Here is a 24311-nt window from a genome sequence, read left to right on the forward strand (position 1 = left end):
CAACCACCTCCCAACGGAAAGGGGCGGCGCAATGGCCCTCGATGAGATCACACCGCGGATCACGACCTTCATCAGCGAGAGCTTTCTCGACGGTGACCCGAAAGGCGAGCTCACCGAGTCCACCCCGCTGCTCGAGTGGGAGGTCCTCAACTCGATGAACAGTGCGCTCCTGCTGAACTTCCTGCGGGAGGAACTGCGGGTCGATGTGCCGCTGTCGTCGATCAACGCGGCGAACTTCCGAGACATCGCCGCAATCAGCAACCTCGTTTCCGGCCTGATGGCCGTCCCTGCGGAAGGTGCCTGAGAACGATGAGTGTCGATTATGACGTTGTGATCGTCGGCGGTGGCCCGGCCGGTTCCAGCGCCGCCGCCTACCTCGCCAAGGCCGGTCTGTCGGTGGCCGTGTTCGAGAGCGAGAACTTTCCCCGGCCGCATGTGGGCGAGTCGCTGGTTCCGGCCACCACGAGGGTGCTGCTGGAGACCGGGGTGATGGACAAGATCGAGGCGGCGGGCTTCCCGCGCAAGTACGGCGCGGCCTGGACGTCGTCCCAGTCACGCAACGTCACCGCCGCCCAGGCCAGCAAACTCACGCATGAACTCGGTGCGGCCGACATCCTGTTCAGTGAGCGCGACCAGCCGGGGGTCGACCGGGACTACACGTTCCACGTCGACCGCAGCCAGTTCGACCTCATCCTGCTCAAGCACGCCGAAAGCCTGGGCGCCAAGGTGTTCCAGGGGATCCGGGCGCTGCGCGTGGACTTCGACGACCCGGCCAAGGTCACCCTGACCTGCCGGGTGGGCTCGAGTGAGGTGGACGTCACCGCGAAGATGATCATCGACGCTTCCGGCCGCCAGACCATGCTGGGCCGGCAGCTCGGGCTCAAGGAGGCGGACCCCGTCTTCAACCAGTACGCCATCCACGCCTGGTTTGACGGCCTCGACCGGTCCGCGGTCGCCAACACCCCGGAGAAGGTCGACTACATCTACGTGCACTTCCTGCCGATCAGCGACACCTGGGTCTGGCAGATCCCCATCACCGACACCGTCACCAGCGTCGGGGTCGTGACCCAGAAGCACCGGTTCGCCGAAGCGAACATGGACCGCGACAAGTTCTTCTGGAGCTTCGTGGAGAGCCGGCCGGACCTGTACGAGGCGCTGAAGAAGACGGAGCAGGTGACGCCCTTCAAGGTCGAGGGCGACTACAGCTACGCCATGCGGCAGATCTGCGGCGACCGGTACGTGCTGCTCGGTGACGCCGCGCGATTCGTCGACCCGATCTTTTCCAGCGGAGTGAGCGTCGCGCTCAACAGCGCGCGGCTGGCCTGCCGTGACATCGTCGCGGCCGCCGAGGACGACGACTTCTCGCAGGCCAGGTTCGCCACCTACGAGAAGCAGATCCGCAACGGCACCCGCAACTGGTACGAGTTCATCTCGGTCTACTACCGGCTGAACATCCTGTTCACCACGTTCGTGCAGGACCCGCGGTACCGGCTGGACATCATCCGGTTGCTGCAGGGCGACCTCTACGACGAGGAGGAGCCGGAGGTCCTGCGCGTCATGCGGGAGACCGTGACCGCAGTCGAGGAGGACCCCTCCCACCTGTGGCACTCGCACCTGGGCACGCTCCGTGCCCCGGTCCTGGCTCCGGCCTTCTAGTGCCCCAACAGGCAACGTTCGCCCCGTCGCGATGCCCGGCACGCTCCCCCAAGCTCTTCGAGCAGGGGGTACCCCCACTCGCCGCACCGGCCGGAAGCCCGAGTACGTCCCGTACGAGGGCTTCCGGCCGGCACGCCGGTGGGGGCACCGCCCGCGCGAGCCGAGCGTGGGGGAACGCACCGGACGCCGCTCCTCGACGGGCAGACGTTGCCTGCCGGGGCACCTGCCCCGCGGACGTACCAAGGAGCTCCAGGTCGTGACCAGCATTGCCGCTCGGGCCGGTTCAGCCCTCATCCGCGGGGAGCGCGAGCGTCCGGGGCAGAACCCGGACGCCCGGCGCCCGGACCGTGACGGAGGCGATCACATCGTCCCGGACGGGAAGATCGGCCAGCGACCACGCGGAGATGTCGCCGCACTCGTCCGGAAGCGACACCACAGCGCCGTGGGTCGTCGTGACGATGCCGCGCAGGTTCGTGGCGAGCCCGGTGCCGAGGGCCTTCGCCACGGCCTCCTTGCGGGTCCAGAAGCGGAGCACCTGCGCGTCCCTGAGCGCCTCCGGCAACTCGTCCACGGACTGCCGTTCGGCTTCGGACAGCGCCGTCCGGGCCAGCGCGTCGCGGTCCGCCAGCGGTCGCAGCCGTTCGACGTCGACGCCGACCGGAGCGTCCCACGACAGGGCGGCAGCCACCACGGCCTCGGCATGACTGAGGCTCACATGGAGGCCGCCGGGGTCGACGACCAGCGGGCGCCCCCGGCCGTCGCGCTCCCAGACCTGTCGGTCCGGCGGACATGACGTGTACGCCGCGACCAGTCGCCGGCCGACCCGATGTGCGGTGGCCCGCGCCTGGCGATATCGCCAGGCGCGCTGGTCCAGGCCGAGCGGCTCGCCCCCGGGTGTCGCGCCCACTCCCACCCAGACGGCGACGTAGCCAGACCCCGCGAGGTGCGGCTCACCCATCGGTCGCCCTCCCCGGTATCCCACGGGATCCCGATGCCGAATTGCGGAAGATCATTGTAGACAAGGAATATCTTCAATGGCAGAACGACCGCTGATGAGCCCGTACGCCACGCCGATCGCCGTCGTCGGCATCGGCTGCCGGTTCCCCGGCGGCGCCCGCGATCTCGACTCCTTCGGCGCGGCGCTCAGGTCAGCGACCACCGTCTTCCAGGACGTTCCCGCGAGCCGCTGGGATCGCGGGTTCGTCGGCCCGGGCGGCTCTGGTCCGGGCACGGCCAGTCATGTCGGAGGCTTCCTGGAGGAGATCGACCGGTTCGACGCCTCCTATTTCGGGGTCTCGCCACGCGAGGCGAGTGCGATGGATCCCCAGCAGCGGCTGATGCTCGAGGTGGCCTGGGAGGCGATGAGCGACTCCGGGCGGCCCGCGGACGCCTGGCGCGGCACACGCACCGGGGCGTTCTTCGGGATGTTCGCCCACGACTACGCGACGCTGCACACCAAGACGCTCGGAATCCAGGGCGTCGGGCCGCACTACGGCAGCGGAAACGAGTTCAGCTTCGCGGCGGGCCGGCTGGCCTACGCCTTCGACCTGCGCGGGCCCATGGCCTCCCTCACCACCGCCTGCTCTTCGTCCTTGTTCGCCGTGCATCTGGCGAGTCAGAGCCTGCGGTCCGGCGAGAGCGACGTCGCCCTGGCCGGCGGCGTCAGCCTGATGATCACGCCCGAGCTGAGCGTCTTCATGAGCAGGATCGGCGCGATCTCGCCGACCGGGCGGTGCCGTCCGTTCGCCGCCGACGCCGACGGCATCCTCCGCGGTGACGGATGCGGTGTCCTCGTCCTGAAGCGCCTGCCCGATGCCCTCGCCGACCGGGACCGGATCTACGCGGTCATCCGCGCATCGGTGGCCAACCACGACGGCCGCAGCCTCGGCATCACGGCGCCCAACGGCCTCGCCCAGGCCGAGCTGCTGCGCTCCGCCCTCAGCACCGCGGGGATCGGCCCGTCGGACCTCGACTACGTGGAGGCCCACGGCACGGGGACCCCGCTCGGCGACCAGGTCGAGCTCATGGCACTGGACGAGGTCTACGGAAGGGACCGGGATCCGGGCCGCTCGCCCCTCTACGTGGGCTCCAACAAGGCGGTGTTCGGGCACACCGACGGTGCGGCCGGAATCGCCGGCCTGCTCAAGGGCCTCTGGGTCGTCAACTCGTGTGAGGTCCCCGCCCAGCCCGATCCCGGTCGGCTCACCACGGCGGTCCCCTGGGACCGCGGCACGATGGCGGTGCCGGTCAGCACGGTCAGCCTCGCGGAGACCGATCGGCCCCTCCTCGTCGGGGTGAGCTCGTCCGGGCTCAGCGGTACGAACGTCCATGTGATCGCGGAAGGTGTCGAGCCCGCCGGTGCCGAGCCCGCGGGCGGTCGCCCGGCCGGCCCCTACGTGCTGCTCGCCTCGGCCTTCCACCGACCGGGCCTGGCCGACCAGGTCGCCAGGTTGGGGGAGCGGGTGACCGCCGAAGCCGACGGGCTCGGCGACCTCATCGCCTCGGCCGCCACTCGTCGGACCCATGAGCGGCACCGGTTCGCCGTCGTCGCGGCGGGACCGGAGGAGCTGGCGGCGGCGCTGGACGAGGCCGAGGAGGCGCCGGACGGCGCCTACTTCGGCGCCGTGGACCCCGAGGGCGCCCCCGAGCCGGTGTTCGTGTACTCCGGCCAGGGTGCGCAGTGGGCGGGCATGGCGGTGGATCTGTACGACGCCTCGCCCGTGGTCCGCGAGGCCCTCGACGAGTGCGACGCCCTGATTCGGCGGGATGCGCGGTGGTCGCTGATCGACGAGTTACGACGCAGCGGGGACAGCCGACTCGACCGGACCGACATCGCCCAGCCCGCCCTCCTCGCCGTGCAGGTGGCACTGACGAGCTGGCTGGCCGAATGCGGCATCCGGCCCGAGGCCGTGGTCGGACACAGCGTCGGGGAGATCGCCGCCGCGCACGCGGCGGGCGCGATCTCCCGTGCCGACGCCGTGCGGCTGGCCGTCCGGCGGGGCCAGATCCTGCAGGAGACGGTGGGCCGGGGCGCCATGCTGGCGGTCCGCGCGGACCGGGACACGGTCCAGGCCATGATCGCCGACACCGGCCTGCCGGTGGTGGTCGCCGTGGTCAACGGACCGGAGGCGGTCGTGCTCAGCGGCCCTGCGGATGCCATCGACTCGGCTGCGGCGGCGGTCGAGGGGCGCGGCCTGCGGTGCAAGCGGCTGCCCGGCGGCTACGCGTTCCACAGCCCGGTGGTGGCCGAGTGCGGCCTGCGGCTGCGGGAGGCACTGGCCGACCTCAGCGTCGCCGCGCCCTCGGTGCGGCTGATCTCCAGCGTGCTGCCGGACGATTCGGACGTGCGCTTCGACGCCGGCTACTGGGAACGCAACCTCACCGACCCCGTGCTGCTGTGGCCCGCGATCGACCGGCTGCTCGCGGAGGGCGACCGGGCGTTCGTCGAGATCGGCCCGCACCCCACGCTGACCCGGCCGCTCGCGGACGCCGTCCGCCACCGTCAGCGCAGCGGGCCGGTGACGGCCACCCTGCGCCGCGACGAATCCGGGCTGCTCGGGCTGCACAAGACGGTCGCGCAGCTGCATGTCGGCGGCATCGACGTGGACTGGACGAAGATCACCGGAACGCCGGGGCGGTACCGGACGCTGCCTGTACCCTCCTGGGGCGGCGACAAGCACTGGCTGCCGGGGATCGAGCCCGGCGAGCAGGGGCGCGGCCCGGCGGCCGCGGCACCGGCGCAGGTGCGCCTGAGCCTGCTCGACGGCGACGGCAGCGTGATCGGCGAAATGGTCGCTCGCCCTGCGGATGACGCCGCCCCAGGCGCCCGCGGCACACAGGCCCTGCCGGCCCCGGCCGCCGTGCCCGCCCCCGCCCCCGCCGTGAAGCCGCGGGTGAACGGCGGCCCGCTGCGGCGCGTGGAGGAGCATGTCGCAGCGGTTCTCGGCCTCTCCGGCGACCAGCGGCTGGCGCGACGGCGCGGCCTGTTCGACCAGGGCCTGGACTCGCTCACCGCTGTCGAGCTGCGGGACCGCCTGGCCGCCGAGTTCGGCCTGGAGCTACCCACGACGATCGTCTTCGAGAAGCCGACGATCGAAGCGCTCAGCGCGTTCCTGGCGGAAGCCGCCCCGGAAGCCGCCCCGGAAGCCGACGACGGGAACCAGACGACCTCGTCGGCCGCCGTGTCCGGCGGCCCGGCGGACGATGGCGGCCCGGCGGACGACGCCATCGCGGTGATCGGCATGGCGTGCCGGCTGCCCGGCGCGAGCTCGCCGGAGCAGTTCTGGGAGCTGTTGACGGAGGGCCGTCACGCGGTTCGTGAGATGCCGTCGGCCCGCCGGGCCGACCCGATCTGGGCGGAGGCCGGTCCCGAGGTCCCCATGCGCGGCGGCTTCCTCGATGAGGTGGCCGGGTTCGACGCGGAGTTCTTCCGGGTCTCGCCGCGCGAGGCGAAGTCGCTCGACCCGCAGCACCGGCTGCTTCTCGAGGTCGCCTGGGAGGCACTGGAGGACGCCGGGCAGCCCGCGCCCGCGCTGGACGGCCGGGCCGCGGGTGTCTATTTCGGCCTCAACACCACCGACTACCAGCAGTTGCTCACCCGCGACATGGCCGACGTCAACCACTTCTACGGAACTGGCACGTCGTTCGCCGCGGCCGCCGGACGCCTGTCGTACTTCCTCGGACTGAGCGGCCCCAGCATCGCCGTCGACACCGCATGCTCGTCCTCCCTCACAGCGGTCCACCTGGCTTGCCAGGGCCTGCGCCAGGGGGACTGCGAGATCGCCGTCGTCGGCGGGGCCAATGTGATCGTCGCCCCCACGGTGTCGGTCTCCATGTCGGGGGCCGGCGCCCTGGCCCCCGATGGCCGGTGCAAGACCTTCGACGACGCGGCCGACGGCTACGGCCGGGGCGAAGGAGCGACGGCGCTCATCCTCAAGCCGCTCGGCGCGGCGAGGCGGGACGGTGACCGCGTCTATGCGGTGATCCGCGGGACCGCGGTCAACCAGGACGGCGCCAGCGGCGGCATGACGGTTCCCAACGCGTCCGCGCAGGTCGCCGTCATCAAGCGGGCCATCGCGGCCGCGGGCTGGGAGCCGCGCGACATCGACTACGTCGAGGCCCATGGCACGGGAACGCCTCTCGGCGACCCGATCGAGGTCCGCGCGCTCGCCGAGGCACTGGGACCGGGGCGCGCAGCGGACGAGCCACTGCTGATCGGCGCGGCCAAGGCCAGCATCGGCCACCTCGAGGCCGCGGCCGGCGCCACCGGGCTGCTCAAGGCGGTCCTCGCACTCCACCACGGGGAGCTCCCACCGCATCCGCTGAACCGACCGTCGACCCACATCGACTGGGAGAAGCTTCCGGTCTCGGCGGTGACCGAGCGGCGCCCGTGGCCGCGACGGGACCACCCGCGGCGAGCGGGCGTGAGCTCGTTCGGTTTCAGCGGCAGCAACGCGCACGTGGTCGTCGAACAGCCACCGGAGGTTCCGGAGCCGGCGGCGCCGCCCCGCCAGGCGCCCTACGTCCTGATGGTCACCGCTGCCGCGGAGCCCGCGCTGCGCCAGGCGGCCGGCCGCCTCGCCGCCCGGCTGCGCGAGACCCCGGACGACCTGGACGACATCGTCTTCACCGCCGCCTACCGACGCTCCTGGCTGAGCCACCGGCTCGCCGTCACCGGCCAGGACGCCGCCGCGATCGTGGCGGCCCTGGAGGCGACGGCACGAGGGAACGGCACGCCCGCCGCCCGGCAGGGGCAGGTGCCCGAGGGGGTGGACCGCACCGTCGGATTCTGGTTCGGAGCCGAACCCCTGTCCGCCGCCCTGCGCGACCGGCTGGCAGAGCTGCCGGAGTACGCCGGCGCGCTGCGCTCCTGCGCCGAACGCCTCACCGGCCTGACCGGCGCGACCGTCGACCCGTTCGGCGAGCCCCCGGCCGACCTGTCCGCGGCCTACCTGCTGTGCCACCACGTCGCGGCGACCAGGCTGTGGGCGACCGTCGGGCTGGCACCGGAGGCCGTGATCGGCGCCGGCGCGGGACAACTGGGCGCCGCCTGGGCGGCGGGACGGCTGGACCTGGAGGACGCGCTGCGCCTCGCGGCCGGGCAGGTGTCCGGCGTCGAACTGCGGCCGGGCCGTATCCCCGAGTTGTCAGCGGACGGCGAAGACCTCGCCGTGTCGGCCGACGACCTGGCTCGGCGCGCACGCCGCGACCTGCCCGCCGGCCTGCCGGAGGGTCTGGCCGACGACATCTCGGCCGCGGGCGTGGACGCGCTCCTCGACGTCCTGCCGCAGGACCTGCCCGATCCGCTGGCCGGCCGGTTCGGGGTCGGGACGGACGCCGGTGACCCGGTGGACCGGCTCCCCGTCACCGCTGCGGAACTTTTCGTGACCGGCGCCGCTCCCGCTCCGGCCCAGGCACAGCGCCGGCCAGTCAGCCTGCCCGGCTATCCGTGGCAGCATCGCCGCTTCTGGTACCGCGAGATCGCCGACACCCGCGCCGACCAGCCGGCGATCCCATGGGTGATGTCCGCCTCCAGCGACACCGGCCTGCGGGCACGCGCCGCCGCGGTACGGGACTTCACGGCGCTGAGTCCGGAGCTCAGCGTTCTCGGCGTGGGAGCCTCCCTGGCCGCGCTGCCGGGCTCCGCCGCGCACCGCGCCGTCGTGCTGGCCGGCGAGGCCGGGGACTTCGGCGACGGACTGACCGCCCTCGCGGACGGCCGGACCGCGGCCAACCTGATCCAGGGCAGGGCCGTGACCGACCCGAGGGTCGCCCTGGTGTTCCCGGGACAGGGCGCTCAGTGGCCGGGGATGGCCGCGGAACTCATGGCGGCCGAGCCGGTCTTCGCCGAGCAGATGCGCGCGTGCGGGGAGGCGCTGGCAGAGTTCACCGACTGGTCGCTCGGCGCGGTGATCGGCGGCGAGCCCGGCGCGGCGTCGCTCGACCGGGTCGACGTCGTCCAGCCCACGCTCTTCGCGGTGATGGTCTCGCTGGCCGAGCTCTGGCGCTCCCACGGGCTCACGCCCGCAGCCGTGGCCGGTCACTCGCAGGGTGAGATCGCCGCCGCGTACATCGCCGGTGCCCTGTCGCTGCGGGACGCGGCCCGTGTCGTGGCGCTGCGCAGCGCCGAACTGTCGCAGCTTTCCGGCCAGGGCGGCATGGCCTCGGTCGCCCTCGGCGCGGAGGCCGTCACCGACATGCTGGGCCGCTTCGCCGGCCGTCTGTCGATCGCCGCGATCAACGGTCCGAGAAGCGTCGTGGTGGCCGGCGACGTCGGGGCCCTGGAGGACATGGCGGCCATCTGTGAGCGCGACGGCGTCCGGTTCCGGCGCATCGATGTGGACTACGCCTCGCATTCGCCGCACGTGGAGCAGATCCGCGAGCGGCTCGGGCACGTCCTCAAGGGAATCACGCCCCGTCCGGGGAAGGTGCCGTTCTACTCCGCGGCCACCGGTGGCCTGCTGGACACCACCGAACTCGGTCCGGAGTACTGGTACTACAGTCTCCGCGAGCGCGTGCGGTTCGAAGGGGCGGTCCAGGCGCTGCTCGCGGACGGCCACAACCTGTTCATCGAGGCCAGCCCGCATCCGGTGCTCACGCCGGCGATCGAGGAGACGGTCGAGCACGCGGGGAGCAGCGCGAGAGCACTGGGCACGCTGCGCAGGAACGACGGCGGCACCGGGCGCTTCCTGACCTCCCTCGCCGAGGCGTACACCCAGGGCGCCGATGTGGACTGGCAGCCGGTCTTCGCCGGGCACGACGCGGAACCGGCTGCGATTCCGGACGTCGCCGACCACGAACTCGACGCCTGGCGCTACCGCGTCGACTGGCGGCCCGCCGCCGATCTCGGAGAGCCGCAGCTGAGCGGAGACTGGCTGGTCCTGGCTCCCGGCACCGGCCCGGGCCGGGATTGCGCGCAGGCCGTGTGCGCAGCCCTCTCCGCACGGGGCGCGGACGTGCGGCAGCTCACGCTGGACCCGGCGCGCGACGGCCGGGAGCACATCGCCGGCCTGCTCCGGAACGAGACGGCCGCGGATGCGGCGGGCGTGCTGTCGCTGCTGGCGATGGACGAACGCCCGCACCAGGAGTTCCCTGACGTCCCCGCGGGAACGTCCGCCACCCTGGCCCTCGTCCAGGCGCTGGGCGACGTGGAGGCCGACATCCCGATGTGGCTGGCGACCAGCGGCGCGGTCTGCGTGGACGGCGGGGGCCTGGCATCGCCCGCGCAGGCCCAGGTCTGGGGCCTGGGGCGGGTGGCCGGCCTGGAACTCCCGCAGCGCTGGGGCGGTCTGATCGACCTGCCCGGCTCGCCCGGCGAGGACGCGCTCGCGCGGCTGTGCGCAGTGCTGGGCGGCGGCCTGGGCGCGGAGGACCAGGTGGCGATACGGGACAGCGGTGTGCACGTGCCGCGGCTGGTACGTGACCCGGTGGCCGACCGGCCCGCGGCACGGGCCTGGAAGCCGGGCGGCAGCGTGCTGGTCACCGGTGGCACCGGACGGCTCGGCCGGCGCCTGGCCCGGTGGCTGGCCGCCTCTGGCGCGGACCACGTCATCCTTGCGAGCCTGCGCGGCCCGGACGCACCGGGCGCGGCCGAGCTCGAAGCGGACATCGTACGGTCCGGCGCGTCGGTGACGCTGGCGGCCTGCGACGTGGCCGACCGCGACGCGATGGAGGGCCTGCTGAGCGAGGCCCGGTCCGCGGGGCGGCCGGTGCACACCGTCATCCACGCGGCGGTCGTCCCCGAGCCCGGCCCGCTGTCCGGGACGACGCCTGCGCAGCTGGCCTCCACCCTGCGCGCCAAGGCGACGGGTGCGCGCGTCCTGGACGAGCTGCTGAGCGAGGACGGCGCGGACACGGTGGACGCCTTCGTCCTGTTCTCCTCCGTCGCGGGTGTCTGGGGTGCAGCCGAGAACGGCGTTTTCGCGGCCGCCGACGCATACCTGGACGCACTGGCCGTCCAGCGCCGCGCCAGGGGCCAGGCGGCCACCACCATCGCCTGGAGCTTCTGGAACGCGTTCGGAGAGGACGCCGACGATCCGGCGGTGCAGGAGATGTTCACCAGCCAGTCGGAGCGGCAGGGCCTCCCGCTGCTGGATCCCGGACAGGCACTGCGGGCCCTGCGGCACGTGCTCGACCAGGACGAGACATCCGTGGCAGTCGCCGACGTGGAGTGGGAGCGGTTCGCCCCGCTCTACACTTCGGCCCGCCCCCGGCCGTTCCTCGACGAACTGCCGGACGTCCAGGGCGTAGCGGGCGGGGCGTCGGGTCATGGCGGGCAGGAGACGGGGTCGAGCGCCCTCGCCCAGCTGCTGGCACGGACTCCCGAGTCCGAGCACGAGTGGGCGGTGCTGGACCTGGTCCGGACCGAGGCCGCAACCGTACTGGGGTACGGCCGCGCGAGCGACGTGGACCCCGACCGGCCCTTCACCGAGATGGGGTCCGACTCCGTCACGGCGGTCGAGTTCCGGACCCGGCTGAACGTGGCCACCGGGCTGCGCCTGCCGGCGTCCCTTGCGTTCGACTACCCCACCGCCGCGGCCGTCACCGGCTGCCTGCTCGAGCTCGCCCCAGGTGCGTCGGCGGCGGAGCCCGCACCGGCCGTGACGTCCGAGAACCCGTCCGCCCTCGACGAGCCGATGGCGATCGTGGGTATGGCGTGCCGGCTGCCCGGTGGTGTGGCCACGCCGGAGGAGTACTGGGAGCTGCTGGCCGAGGGCCGGGACGCGGTGTCCGGGTTCCCGGCTGACCGGGGATGGGACCTGGCCGGGTTGTTCGATCCCGATCCCGATCACCTGGGGAAGTCGTACGTCCGCGAGAGCGGGTTCCTGGACCAGGCGGCCGAGTTCGACGCGGAGTTCTTCGGGATCTCCCCGCGCGAGGCGGTGACCATGGATCCGCGGCAGCGGCTGCTGCTGGAGACCTCCTGGGAACTGTTCGAGAACGCCGGCATCGATCCGCAGAGCCTGCGGGGGAGCCGCACCGGCGTGTTCGTCGGTGCCGGTCCGACGGACTACGCGACCGGGGCACCGCTGGCGCCGGCCGCCGCGGAGGGTTACGCGGTCACCGGAAGCACACCGGCTGTCATATCGGGGCGGGTGTCGTACGTGTTCGGGCTGGAGGGCCCGGCGGTGACGGTCGACACGGCGTGTTCGTCGTCCCTGGTGTCGCTGCACATGGCGTGCCAGGCGCTGCGGTCGGGCGAGTGCTCGATGGCGGTGGCCGGCGGCGTGGCGGTGATATCGAGCCCGAAGGTCTTCGTCGAGTTCAGCCGGCAGCGCGCGCTGTCGGCGGACGGGCGATGCAAGGCGTTCGCCGAGGCCGCGGACGGAACCGGGTTCGCCGAGGGCCTCGGCCTCCTGCTGGTCGAGCCGCTGTCGGAGGCCCGGCGCCAGGGGCATGAAGTCCTCGCGGTGATCCGGGGCTCGGCGGTGAACCAGGACGGTGCGTCGAACGGGCTGACGGCGCCGAACGGTCCGTCCCAGCAGCGGGTGATCCGCCAGGCGGTGGCCAACGCGGGCCTGGCGCTGCGCGATGTGGACGTGGTGGAGGCGCATGGCACGGGCACGACGCTGGGCGACCCGATCGAGGCGCAGGCGCTGCTGGCGACCTACGGGCAGGACCGGCCCGCGGGCAGGCCGCTCCTGCTGGGGTCGGTGAAGTCCAACATCGGCCACACGCAGGCCGCGGCCGGCGCGGTCGGTGTGATGAAGATGGTGCTGGCCATGCAGCACGGCGTGGTGCCCGCGACGCTGCACGTCGACGAGCCGAGCCGCAATGTGGACTGGTCCGCGGGCGAGGTCGAGCTGGCGGTGGAGGCGGTGCCGTGGCCCGACGATGGGCGCCCGCGGCGCGCGGGGGTGTCCTCGTTCGGGGTCAGCGGCACCAACGTCCACCTCATCCTCGAACAGCCGTCGGCCGAACAGCAGGAGAAGCAGGAAGACACCGCGCCCGATCCGGCTGCCCCGCAGGTTCCCTGGCCCGTCTCGGCGGCGTCCGCGGCTTCGCTGCGGCAGCAGGCGGGCAAGCTGCGGCGGCTGCTCGCGGACGAGTCCGGTGCGCAGCCGCGCGACATCGGCTGGAGCCTGGCCGCCGCGCGAGCGGCGCTGCCGCACCGCGCGGTGGTGCTCGGAGCCGAGCGGGACGACTACCTCGGTCGACTCACCCGGCTGGCCGACGGCGAGCCGGACCCCGGGCTGGTGCACGGCAGCGCACGGCGCAAGCCGCGGGTCGTCTTCGTCTTCCCCGGACAGGGCTCCCAGTGGTCCGGGATGGCCGTCGAACTGCTGGACACCTCCCCGGAGTTCGCCGGATACATTCGCGAGTGCGAGCAGGCCCTGGCCCCGTACACCGACTGGTCGCTGACCGCAGTGCTCCGCCAGGCGGACGGGGCGCCCGGCCTGGAGCGGGTCGACGTGGTGCAGCCGGCCCTCTTTGCGGTGATGGTGTCGCTGGCCCGCCTGTGGCAGCACTACGGGGTGAGCCCCGCGGCCGTCGTCGGACACTCCCAGGGCGAGATCGCGGCTGCTTATGTGGCCGGCGCGCTGTCGCTGGAGGATGCTGCCAGGATCGTGGCCGTACGGGCCACGGCGATCACCCGGCTGACCGGCTCCGCCGGCATGGCGTCGCTCCAGACTGACGAGAGCCAGGCGGCGGAACTGCTCGCGCCCGCGCAGGGACGGCTCACGATCGCGACCGTCAACAGCCCGTCGCAGGTCGTCGTGGCCGGCGACACCGATGCGCTGGACGACCTGACCGCCGCGTGCGAGCGGCGGGGAATCCGGATCCGGCGGATCGAGGTCACCTACGCGTCCCACTCGCCGCAGGTCGAGCCGATGCGCGACGACCTCCTGGCGAAGCTGAAGGGGATCTCCCCGCAGCGCGCGCGCATCCCGTTCTACTCCGCGGTGACCGGCGAGCCGGTCGACACCAGCGAGCTGGACGCGGCGTACTGGTACCGCAACCTGCGGGAGCCGGTGCTGTTCGCGCACGCCACCCGCGCGCTGCTCGACAACGGCTTCACGATGTTCGTCGAGGCGACTCCGCACCCCGTGCTGACCGCCGCGGTCATGGACACCGCCATCTCGGCGGACGACTCCGCCGAGCCGGTGACGGTGGGCTCGCTGCGCCGCGACGAAGGCGGCATGGCCCGGTTCGCCGCCTCGCTGTCCGAGGCGTGGGTGAACGGCGCCGACCTGGACTGGGCCAAGCTGATCCCCGACGGCAGGCGGGTCCCGCTGCCTACTTATGCCTTTGACCGGCAGCGGTTCTGGATGGACGACGAGCGTGCCGCTGTGGACCCGGCGGACCTCGGCGTGGCGGCGCCGGACCATCCGCTGCTCGGTGCCGCGCTGGAACTGGCGGACACCGGCGGCCTGGTGCTCACCGGGCGGCTGTCGGCCGGCACCCGGCCGTGGCTGGCCGACCACGGGGTCAACGGAGTGGCTCTGCTGCCCGGGACGGGGTTCGCCGAGCTGGCTCTGCGCGCCGGAGCCGAGGCTGGCTGCCCGCGGGTCGAGGAACTGACCCTGGAAGCGCCGCTGCTGCTGCACGGTACCGATCCGGTGCGCCTCCAGCTGGTGGTGGGCCCGCCCGACGGTTCCGGGCAGCGGCCGCTGGCCGTCTACTCACGGCCGGAGGGCGAGGACAGGGACTGGACGCGGCACGCGTCGGCGCTCCTGGCCACAGCCGGCAACACCGCCGCTGCCTCGCTGGCCGCCTGGCCGCCGCCCGGTGCCGAGGCGGTGCCGCTCGACCCGGACGCCTTCTACGCGGCGGGAGCGGAGGCCGGCTACACCTACGGGCCGTCGTTCCAGGGCCTGGCCCGCGCGTGGCGGCGCGGCGACGAGGTCTACGCCGAGGTGGCGCCGCCTGCCCAGGTGCAGGATGAGGCGGACCGGTACGGCATGCACCCCGCGCTGCTCGACGCGGCGCTGCACGCGATGGTGCTCGCCCCGTCCGCCGACCAGGGCGACGGCCAGGGCAGGACGGTGCGGCTGCCGTTCAGCCTGGCGGGCGTGTCGCTGTTCGCATCCGGCGCGCGAACGCTGCGCGTGCGCATCTCGCCGACGGGTCCGGGCGCGGTGGCACTGACCGCGGCGGACGAGAGCGGCGACCCGGTTCTGGCGATCGAACGCCTGGTGACCCGGCCGGTTTCGGCCGAACAGCTTTCGGCGGCGGCGGGCCCGGCCAACCGGTCCTTGTTCCAACTGGACTGGGTCCCGCTGCCGACGCCCAGGACCAGCGTCGGCGGCGACTGGGCCGTCATCGGCGAGGACGCCTTCGGCCTGGCCGGCTCGCTGCCGGCGTCGGGGATTCCGTTCCACTCCTATCCCGATGTGGCCGCCCTGCTCGGCGCGCTGGCCGGCGGTGCGCCGTCCCCCCGTGTCGCGGTGCTCCCCTGTGCGACGGTGGCCGGCGCCGGGCTGCCCGGTCAGGTCCTCGACCTGGCCAGCACGGTGCTGCACGACGTCCAGGCCTGGCTGGCCGACGACCGGACGGTCGATACGCGGCTGGTCGTGGTCACCCGCCGGGCGCTCCCGGCCGGGGACCCCGACGACGTGTACGACCTTGCCGCGGCGCCGGTGTGGGGGCTGGTCCGCTCAGCGCAGGCCGAGAACCCGGGCCGGATCGTCCTCGCCGACCTGGACGAGCACGACTCCACGGCCGCGCTCGCGCATGCGCTGGTCGGCGACGAGCCGCAGTTCGCGATCCGGCGCGGCGCGCTGCTGATCCCCAGACTGGCGACAGCGGGCACGCCGCAGGGCAGGCTGACGCCGCCGCTCGGCGGCCGGTGGCGGCTCGAACCGGACCCGGCCGGCGTCCTGGACGCCATGACGGTGGCGGCGTGCCCGGAGACCGGAGAGCCCCTGGCAGCGGATCAGGTGCGGGTACGGGTCCGTGCGGCCGGGATCAGCTTCCACGATCTCCTGGTTGCTCTGGGGCTGCCCCCGGACGACGGCCTGTTCATCGGCGGTGAAGGGGCCGGCGTCGTCCAGTCGGTCGGTTCCGGCGTGACCGGTCTGAAGCCCGGGGACAGGGTCATGGGGCTGATGCCGCGCGCGTTCGGCACCGAAACGGTCACCGACCACCGCTGGCTGGTCCCGATCCCCGAGGACTGGTCGTTCGAGCAGGCGGCCTCGGTCCCCTCCGCCTTCCTGACCGCCTACTTCGCCCTGAACGACGCGGCGGGTCTGTGCCCCGGGCAGCGGGTCCTCATCCACGCGGCGGCCGGCGGAGTCGGCACAGCGGCGGTCCAGATCGCCCGCCATCTGGGCGCCGAGGTGTTCGCCACGGCCAGCCCGTCCAAGCACGACGCGCTGCGGCTCATGGGCCTGGACGACGCCCACATCTCCTCGTCGCGGGACTCCGCGTTCGCCGACCGGGTGCTCGCCGCCACCGACGGTGCGGGGGTCGACGTGGTCGTCAATTCGCTGACCGGTGAACTCGTCGACGCCTCGCTGCGTCTGCTGCCCAAGGGCGGTCATTTCGTCGAGCTGGGCAAGACCGACCGCCGGGACCCGGAGCAGGTCGCCGACGCACATCCGGGCGTGGTGTACCGGCCGGTGGACCTGGTGCCGGACATGAGCCCGGAGTCGGTCCGGACCGTGCTGACCGATGTCGTCGGGCTGCTGCAGGACGGCGCCGTGCGGCCGCTGCCCGTCCGCACCTGGGACGTCCGTGACGCACCCGAGGCCTTCCGCTTCATGGCGCAGGCCAAGCACGTCGGCAAGCTCGTCCTGACGATCCCGGCCGCTCCCGATCCCGAGGGCACGGTGCTGATCACCGGCGGCACCGGAACGCTGGGTGCCCTGGTGGCGAAGCACATGGCCGGCCCCTGGGGGATGCGCCACATCGTGCTGGCGAGTCGCCAGGGCGCCAACGCGTCGGGCGCCGAGGAATTGCGCGCGGAGCTGGTCGGGTTGGGTGCCGACGTGCGGTTGGCCGCCTGCGACATCGCCGATCGCGAGGCCCTGGCGGACCTGCTGGCCGGGATTCCGGAGGAACACCCGCTCACTGCGGTGGTCCACACGGCGGGCGTGCTGGACGACACGGTGTTCACCTCCCTCACCAGCGAGCGCCTGGCGCCCGTGCTGCGTCCCAAGGTCGATGCGGCCGTGCACCTGGACGAGCTCACCACCGATCTCGACCTCGCCATGTTCGTCATGTACTCGTCTGCCGCCGGTCTGCTCGGCAATCCCGGGCAGGCCAACTACGGTGCGGCCAACGTGTTCCTCGACACGCTCGCCGCGGTCAGGCGCTCGCGCGGGCAGGCCGCCACGTCGATCGCCTGGGGTCTGTGGGCACCCGACAGCGCACTGACAGGCCAGATGAACGCGCTGGACCGCGATCGGCTCTCCCGGTCCGGGGCGCAGGCCATGTCCGCCGCGGAAGGCCTCGCCTTGTTCGACCAAGGGGCCCAGGCCGGGGAGCCGCTGGTCGTGGCGGCGCACATCGACCGTGAAGCGCTGCTTGTGCAGGACGCCCAGGGGACGCTCTCTCCCGTGATGCGCCTGCTGGCGCCGCGTCGCGGTCGGTCGGACCGCAGTGCGAACGGCAGCAGCGCCGCCGCAGGAGAAGCCGATCAGTTCGCCGGGATGTCCGCGGCCGAGCGGCGCCAGGCGCTCGTGCTGCTGGTCAGGAAGCAGGCCGCCGCGGTGCTGGGCCATGGCTCGGCAACCGCACTGGACGTCGACCGCGGGTTCGTCGAGATGGGATTCGACTCACTGACCGCCGTCGAACTGCGCAACCGGCTGGCCACAGCCACCGGTTTGCGGCTGCCCGCGACCGTCATCTTCGACTGCCCGACGCCCGAGGAACTCGCACGCCAGCTCAACGAGCGGCTCGCTCCGGTGAGCGACGCCCCGAGCGGCGGCGACCGGCAGGGCGTCGACGACGAGACCAGCACGGTCGACGACATGGATGTGGACGAGCTGATCCGCGCCGTGCACGGTGCCGACGGCCATGAGCGGAACTCCGGAGAGTGAGGTCCCGATGACTGCATCAATCGAAGAGATCACCAGGGCGCTGCGGGAATCGGTCAAGGAGACTCGGCGGCTGCGGGCGCGGAACGACGAGCTCGAGGCGACGCTCCGCGAGCCGGTGGCTATCGTGGCCATGGCCTGCCGGCTGCCCGGGGGAGTGACCTCGCCGGAAGGGCTGTGGCGGCTGCTGGCCGAGGGCCGGGACGCGGTTTCCGGGTTCCCGGGTGACCGGGGATGGGACCCGGCCGGGCTGTACGACCCGGATCCCGATCACCTGGGGACGTCGTATGTCCGCGAGGGCGGATTCCTGGACGAGGTGGCGGGGTTCGACGCGGAGTTCTTCGGGATCTCCCCGCGCGAGGCACTGGCCATGGACCCGCGGCAGCGGCTGCTGCTGGAGACCTCCTGGGAGCTGTTCGAGTCCGCCGGAGTGGATCCGCAGAGCCTGCGGGGGAGCCGCACCGGCGTGTTCGTCGGTGCCGGTCCCACGGACTACCCGCACGGTATGGAGGGGTACGCGGTCGCCGGGACCGCCCCGAGCATCCTGTCGGGGCGGGTGTCGTACGTGTTCGGGCTGGAGGGCCCGGCGGTGACGGTCGACACGGCGTGTTCGTCGTCCCTGGTGTCGCTGCACATGGCGTGCCAGGCGCTGCGGTCGGGCGAGTGCTCGATGGCGGTGGCCGGCGGGGTGACCGTGATGTCGAGCCCGAGGGTGATCGTCGAGTTCAGCCGGCAGCGCGCGCTGTCGGCGGACGGGCGGTGCAAGGCGTTCGCCGAGGCCGCGGACGGATTCGGGTTCGCCGAGGGCGTCGGTCTGCTGCTGGTCGAGCCGCTGTCGGAGGCCCGGCGCCAGGGGCATGAGGTCCTCGCGGTGATCCGGGGCTCGGCGGTGAACCAGGACGGTGCGTCGAGCGGATTGACGGCACCGAACGGCCCGTCGCAGGAGCGGGTGATCCGCCAGGCGGTGGCGAGCGCGGGTCTGGCGCTGCGTGATGTGGACGTGGTGGAGGCGCATGGCACGGGCACGACGCTGGGCGACCCGATCGAGGCGCAGGCGCTGCTGGCGACCTACGGGCAGGAGCGGCCCGATGGCAGGCCGCTCCTGCTGGGGTCGGTGAAGTCCAACATCGGTCACACGCAGGCGACCGCGGGTGCGGCCGGTGTGATGAAGATGGTGCTGGCCATGCGCCATGGGGTGGTGCCCGCGACGCTGCACGTCGACGAGCCGAGCCGCCATGTGGACTGGTCGGCGGGCGAGGTCGAGCTGGCGGTGGAGGCGGTGCCGTGGCCCGACGGCGGGCATCCACGACGTGCCGGGGTGTCCTCGTTCGGGGTCAGCGGCACCAACGCCCACCTCATCCTCGAACAGCCGCCCGCCCACGACGGCGCGGCCCCGGCCGCACGGCCGTCCGGGCCGGGGGACGCCCGGCCCGCGGGGGAGGGCCTGCCGGTGGTGCCGTGGGTGCTGTCGGGGCGGGGCGAGCAGGGCCTGCGCGGCCAGGCCGCCCAGCTCGCGGAGTTCGTCGAGGCCCACCCGGATCTGGACGCGCGCGACACCGCAAGCTCGCTGGCCCGGCGCGCGGCGCTGACCCACCGGGCCGTGGTGCTCGGCACCGCCCGGACCGAACTGCTCGCCGGGCTGCACGCCCTGGCCGAGGGACAGCCCGTGCCGGGCCTGGTGCAGGGAGCGGCACGCACCCGTTCCGGCGAGGCGGTGCTGGTGTTCCCCGGGCAAGGTTCCCAATGGCAGGGGATGGCGCTCGGGCTGCTGAAGACGGCTCCGGTGTTCCGCGACAGGCTCGCCGAATGCGACCAGGCGCTGGCCCCGTTCACCGGCTGGTCGGTGCGCGACGTGCTCCGTGGTGCGCCCGGCGCCCCGGACCTGGACCGGGTGGATGTCGTACAGCCGACGCTGTTCGCGGTCATGGTGTCGCTGGCCGCCTTGTGGCAGCACGCGGGAATTGTGCCCGCCGCGGTGGTCGGACACTCCCAGGGCGAGATCGCCGCCGCCTGCGTCGCGGGCGGGCTGTCCCTCGAGGACGCGGCGCGGGTGGTGGCGCTGCGAAGCCGTGCCCTGGCGTCGCTGTCCGGGCAGGGGGCGATGGCGTCGCTGGGCCTGGGGAGCGACGAGGCCGAGGCGCGGCTGTCCCGGTGGGACGGCCGACTGTCGATCGCCGTCGTGAACGGGCCCGGGTCGGTGGTGGTGTCGGGCGACAGCGCCGCGATAGCCGAGCTGGTGGCCGAATATCAGGACTCCGATGTCCGGGTACGGCGCCTCCCGGTCGACTACGCCTCGCACTCGCCGCACGTCGAGCGGATCCAGGGCGAACTGCTCGCGCAGCTGAAGGGCATCACCCCCGGCCCCTCGCACATCCCGTTCTATTCGGCGGTCACCGGCGGGCAGTTGGACACCGCCGAGCTCGACGCGGACTACTGGTACCGCAACCTCCGGCAGCCGGTGCGCTTCGACGAGGTCACCCGGACCCTGCTCGAGCGGGGGTACGAGCTGTTTGTGGAGGCGAGCCCGCACCCGGTGCTGACCATGGGACTGGAGGAGACGATCGCCGACGCGGACGCCTCCGCGGTCGTCCTCGGAACGCTGCACCGCGACCGCGGCGGCCTCGACGATTTCCTCGGCTCGGTCGCGCAGGCCTACGTCGGCGGCGTGCCGGTCGCCTGGGAGACCGTACTCGGCCACCGCGCGAACGGCCACGTCGGCCTTCCGTCGTATGCCTTCCAACACCGGCGCTACTGGCAGGACCCCGCGGAGCCGACCGGGGACGCCCTCGGAAAGGCGGGGCTGCGCGCGGGTGAGCACCCCATGCTCGGTGCCGCGATAGACGTCGCCGGAAGCGACGCCGTGGCGCTGTCCGGCCGCCTGTCGCCGCAAACCCACGGGTGGCTGGCTGATCACGTGGTCGGTGACCAGGCGCTGCTTCCCGGCACGGCATTCGTGGAGCTGGCGCTGCGCGCCGCGACCGAAACCGGCTCCTCCGGAATCGAGGAACTGGCTCTGGAAGCCCCCTTGTTGATCCCGCCGGCGGGCGCGGTCCAGGTCCAGGTGGTTGCTGGAGCCCCGGACGACTCGGGCAAGCGCCGGGTGACCGTGTACTCGAGGCCGGAGGAAACGTCCGTTGACGGCGAATGGACAACGAACGCCGTCGGCGAGCTGACCAGCTCGCCTTTCGCGGGAGACTTCGATGACCTCGTGATCTGGCCGCCGGCCGGCGCGGAGCCGCTGTCCACAGACCGGCTCTACGAGGGGTACGCGGAGCGTGGATACGGGTACGGATCGGCCTTCCGCGGGATACGCAAGGCATGGCGGGTCGGCGACGACATCTATGCCGAGGTCGGTCTGCCTTCCCAGCAGCGCGGTGAAGCCGGGCGATTCGGCGTCCATCCCGCTCTGCTGGACGCGGCGGCGCAGGCGGCCGGCATCCTCGTCTCTGGCGAGGGCTCGCCGGGTGAGGGAATCTGGCTGCCGTTCGTGTTCAGCGACGTGGCCCTGGTGGCGCCCGGTGCGGCCGACCTGCGGGTCAAGGTCCGGCGGAACGGCCCGGATCGGGTGACGCTGACGGCCGCGGACCTCGACGGACGGCCCGTGGTCTCGGTGGGAACCATCGTCGTGCGGCCGGGATCGTCCTGGCAGCGGCGCGCGACGACCACGGACGCGTCGCGTGACGCGCTGTTCCGTCTCACCTGGGCACCCGTCACCCCGTCCGAGTCCGGGCCGACGGCGGCTCAGCAGCGATGGGCGGTGCTCGACGCGGACGGGACGGGAGTAGCCGAACGGCTCGGCGACTCCGGCGCGGCCGTCGGCACGTACTGCGACATGGCCGCGCTCCGCGCGGCGATCGCAGAGGGAACTCCCGCGCCCGACCTGGTGGTGTGGAGCGTTCCCGAGTCCGTCGGCAGCGGCAGCGCCGACGAGTTGGCCTCTCGCGTCCGGACGGTCACCGCGGCCGCGCTGAGCGTCGTGCAGGCGTGGCTGGCGGACGACGACCTCGGCGCCGGCCGTCTGCTGATCAGGACGCAAGGCGCGGTCGCGGCACGAGACGGAGACGATGCCGCGGACTTCGCCTCGGCCGCCGTGTGGGGGCTGGTGCGCACGGCGCAAACAGAACACCCGGGCCGGTTCGTCCTGGTCGACGACGGTACCTGCCCGGGCGATGCCGGATCGGGGGAAGTCTGGGCGGCGTTGGCGGCCTGCGGGGAACCTCAGGTCGCCGTCCGTTCCGGCGAACTGCTGGTGCCGCGGCTGGCCCGGACCGATGGCGGCGAAAGCCTGACGCCGCCTGCCGGAGCGGCCGCCTGGCGCCTGGAATGCACCGGCACCCAGACTCTGGAGGGACTGACGCTGGCGGAATGCTCGCCGGTGACCGGCCCACTCGGCCCGCGCGAGGTACGGGTGGCCGTGCGCGCGGCCGGGCTCAACTTCCACGACGTGGTCGTTGCGCTGGGGCTGATCCCGGATGAGACAGATCTTGGCGGCGAGGGCGCGGGAACGGTGATCGCCGTCGGCAGCGACGTACATGACCTGGCGCCCGGGGACCGAGTTCTGGGTTTGTTGACCAGCGCGTTCGGCCCGGTCTCAGTGACCGACCACCGGTTGCTTGCCAAGATCCCCCGGGAATGGTCGTACGAGGAGGCCGCGTCGGTGCCGGTGGCCTTCCTCACCGCGTACTACGGGCTCTTCCACCTGGCCGGGCTACGACCCGGGGAGACCGTGCTCGTGCACGCGGGTGCCGGCGGGGTCGGCATGGCGGCGATCCAACTGGGCAGGCACCGCGGCGCACGGGTATTCGCGACCGCCAGCCAAGGCAAGTGGCCGGTCCTGAGGTCCGCCGGACTGGACGACGCGCATATCGCGTCAAGCCGCACACTCGAATTCGAGCGGCATTTCGCCGACGTGACGGCCGGGCAGGGCGTCGACGTCGTGCTCAACTCGCTGGCCGGAGACTTCGTCGACGCCTCGCTGCGGCTGCTACGGCCCGGCGGACGCTTCATCGAGATGGGGAAGACCGACGTCCGCGACTGCGATGACGTCTCCGGCAGTCACCCCGGGATCAGCTACCGGGCATTCGAGCTGAACGAGGCGGGACCGGATCGCATCAAGGAGATGCTGTCCGAGATCATGAGCCTGTTCCGCGCCGGTTCTCTGGAGTTGCCGCGGGTGACCGCCAGGGATGTTCGCCACGCGATACCGGCGTTCCGGTTCATGAGCCAGGCCCGGCACGTCGGCAAGATCGTGCTGACAATTCCGCGGGCGACGAACCCTGATGGGACGGTGCTCGTCACCGGCGGCACCGGGACGCTGGGCGGCCTTGTCGCGCGCCATCTTGCCGAGCAGGGGGCCAGACACTTCATGCTGGTGAGCCGCCACGGTCCCGAAGCACCCGGAGCGGAGACGATCCGCGCCGAACTGACCGAGCTGGGCGCCCGGGTGGAGATAGTCGCCTGTGACGTCGCCGACCGCGCGGACCTCGCCCGGGCGCTGGCCGCGGTTCCGGCCGATCACCCGCTGACCTCGGTGGTGCACGCCGCCGGAGTCCTCGACGACGGGATCCTGCCCTCGCTCACACCGGACAAGATCGACACGGTCATGCGGCCCAAAGTCGACGCGGCACTGCACCTGCACGAGCTCACCGCGGAGGCCGACCTGGCCGAGTTCGTGATGTTCTCCTCCGGCGCCGGGCTGACCGGCGCTCCGGGGCAGGGCAACTACGCGGCCGCGAACGTGTTCCTCGACGCGCTTGCCGGCCACCGGAAGGCCATGGGCCTGCCGGCGACGTCGATAGCGTGGGGCCTGTGGGCGGAGACCAGCGGGTTGACCGCCGGCATCACCAGCTCCAACCGGGCGCGCATCACCGGGTACTTCACCCCCCTGTCCACCGAGCAGGCGCTGACCCTTTTCGACGCCGCGCGAGGGTCCGCCGAACCCGTTCTGCTGGCGTCCGTCATCCGCGCGGGCCGACTCAGGTCCCTCGCCCGTGACGGTTCGCTTCCGGCGCTCTGGCGCGGACTGATCAACGCGCCGGTCCAGCCCCGGGCCACGGCGCCCGACCCTGCTGTCGGACTGACGAGGCAGCTGGCCTCGCTGAGCGAGGCCGAGCAGAAGGAGTTCCTGCTCAACCTCGTGCGGTCGCATGCCGCCATCGCGCTGGGCGCTGGCGACGCGGAGGCACTGGCCCCGGACACTGCGTTCCGCGACCTCGGGTTCGACTCTCTCACCGCCGTCGACGTCCGCAACAGGCTGACCGGCGCGACCGGCTGCCGTTTTCCGGCGACGCTGGTCTTCGACCATCCCACTCCGGCCGAACTCGCCGGCTACCTGCGCACCAGGCTCACCCCCGAGGCGGCTCCACGATCCGCTCCGGTGCTCGACGAGATCGAGAGCCTTGAGAAGGCCCTCCTGCAGAGTCAACCGGAGGAGGAACTGCGGGGCAGGATCACCCGGCGCCTTCGGACGCTGCTGAGCCGATGGGACGATGCTCAACCGGAGAACGGGGCGCCGTCCCTCGATGCGGCAGAGGTTGCCCTCGATTCCGCCACTGACGACGAGCTCTTCGCGCTCATCGACGGAGACCTCCCCGACGCCACGTGACCAGTGCCTCTCCCGGCAAGGTCTGCCCCGTTCGCCGCCTTGGCACGGGGCAGACCTTGCCGGTCGCGGTA

General features: G+C 72.8%; 5 protein-coding genes. 4 read left to right on the plus strand and 1 reads right to left on the minus strand.

What is annotated here, in order from left to right; translation table 11 throughout:
* Positions 1-31 precede the first annotated feature (31 nt).
* Both BIV24_RS21885 and BIV24_RS21890 read left to right on the plus strand, forming a co-directional pair.
* Positions 32-304 carry a hypothetical protein gene (locus BIV24_RS21885; protein ID WP_071368097.1) on the plus strand — a complete coding sequence of 91 codons (273 nt, stop codon included), beginning with the start codon at positions 32-34 and terminating at the stop codon, positions 302-304.
* 5 nt (positions 305-309) lie between these two features.
* Positions 310-1656: an NAD(P)/FAD-dependent oxidoreductase gene (locus BIV24_RS21890; protein ID WP_071368098.1), complete on the plus strand. Its 1347-nt coding sequence runs from the start codon at positions 310-312 to the stop codon at positions 1654-1656.
* A gap of 283 nt (positions 1657-1939) precedes the next feature.
* Here the strand turns inward: BIV24_RS21890 and BIV24_RS21895 are convergent, their stop codons facing one another.
* Positions 1940-2614, minus strand: coding sequence for a 4'-phosphopantetheinyl transferase family protein (locus tag BIV24_RS21895; protein ID WP_071368099.1), 675 nt, complete (start codon positions 2612-2614; stop codon positions 1940-1942).
* Between the two features lie 76 nt (positions 2615-2690).
* Here BIV24_RS21895 and BIV24_RS21900 point away from each other — a divergent pair, with 76 nt between their 5' ends.
* Complete coding sequence (locus BIV24_RS21900; RefSeq protein ID WP_079168435.1) at positions 2691-17639, plus strand: type I polyketide synthase; 14949 nt, start codon at positions 2691-2693, stop codon at positions 17637-17639.
* A gap of 7 nt (positions 17640-17646) precedes the next feature.
* Positions 17647-24240: a type I polyketide synthase gene (locus BIV24_RS21905; RefSeq protein ID WP_071368101.1), complete on the plus strand. Its 6594-nt coding sequence runs from the start codon at positions 17647-17649 to the stop codon at positions 24238-24240.
* Positions 24241-24311: the final 71 nt, after the last annotated feature.

It is taken from the genome of Streptomyces colonosanans (assembly GCF_001866645.1).
GTDB lineage: Bacteria > Actinomycetota > Actinomycetes > Streptomycetales > Streptomycetaceae > Streptomyces > Streptomyces colonosanans.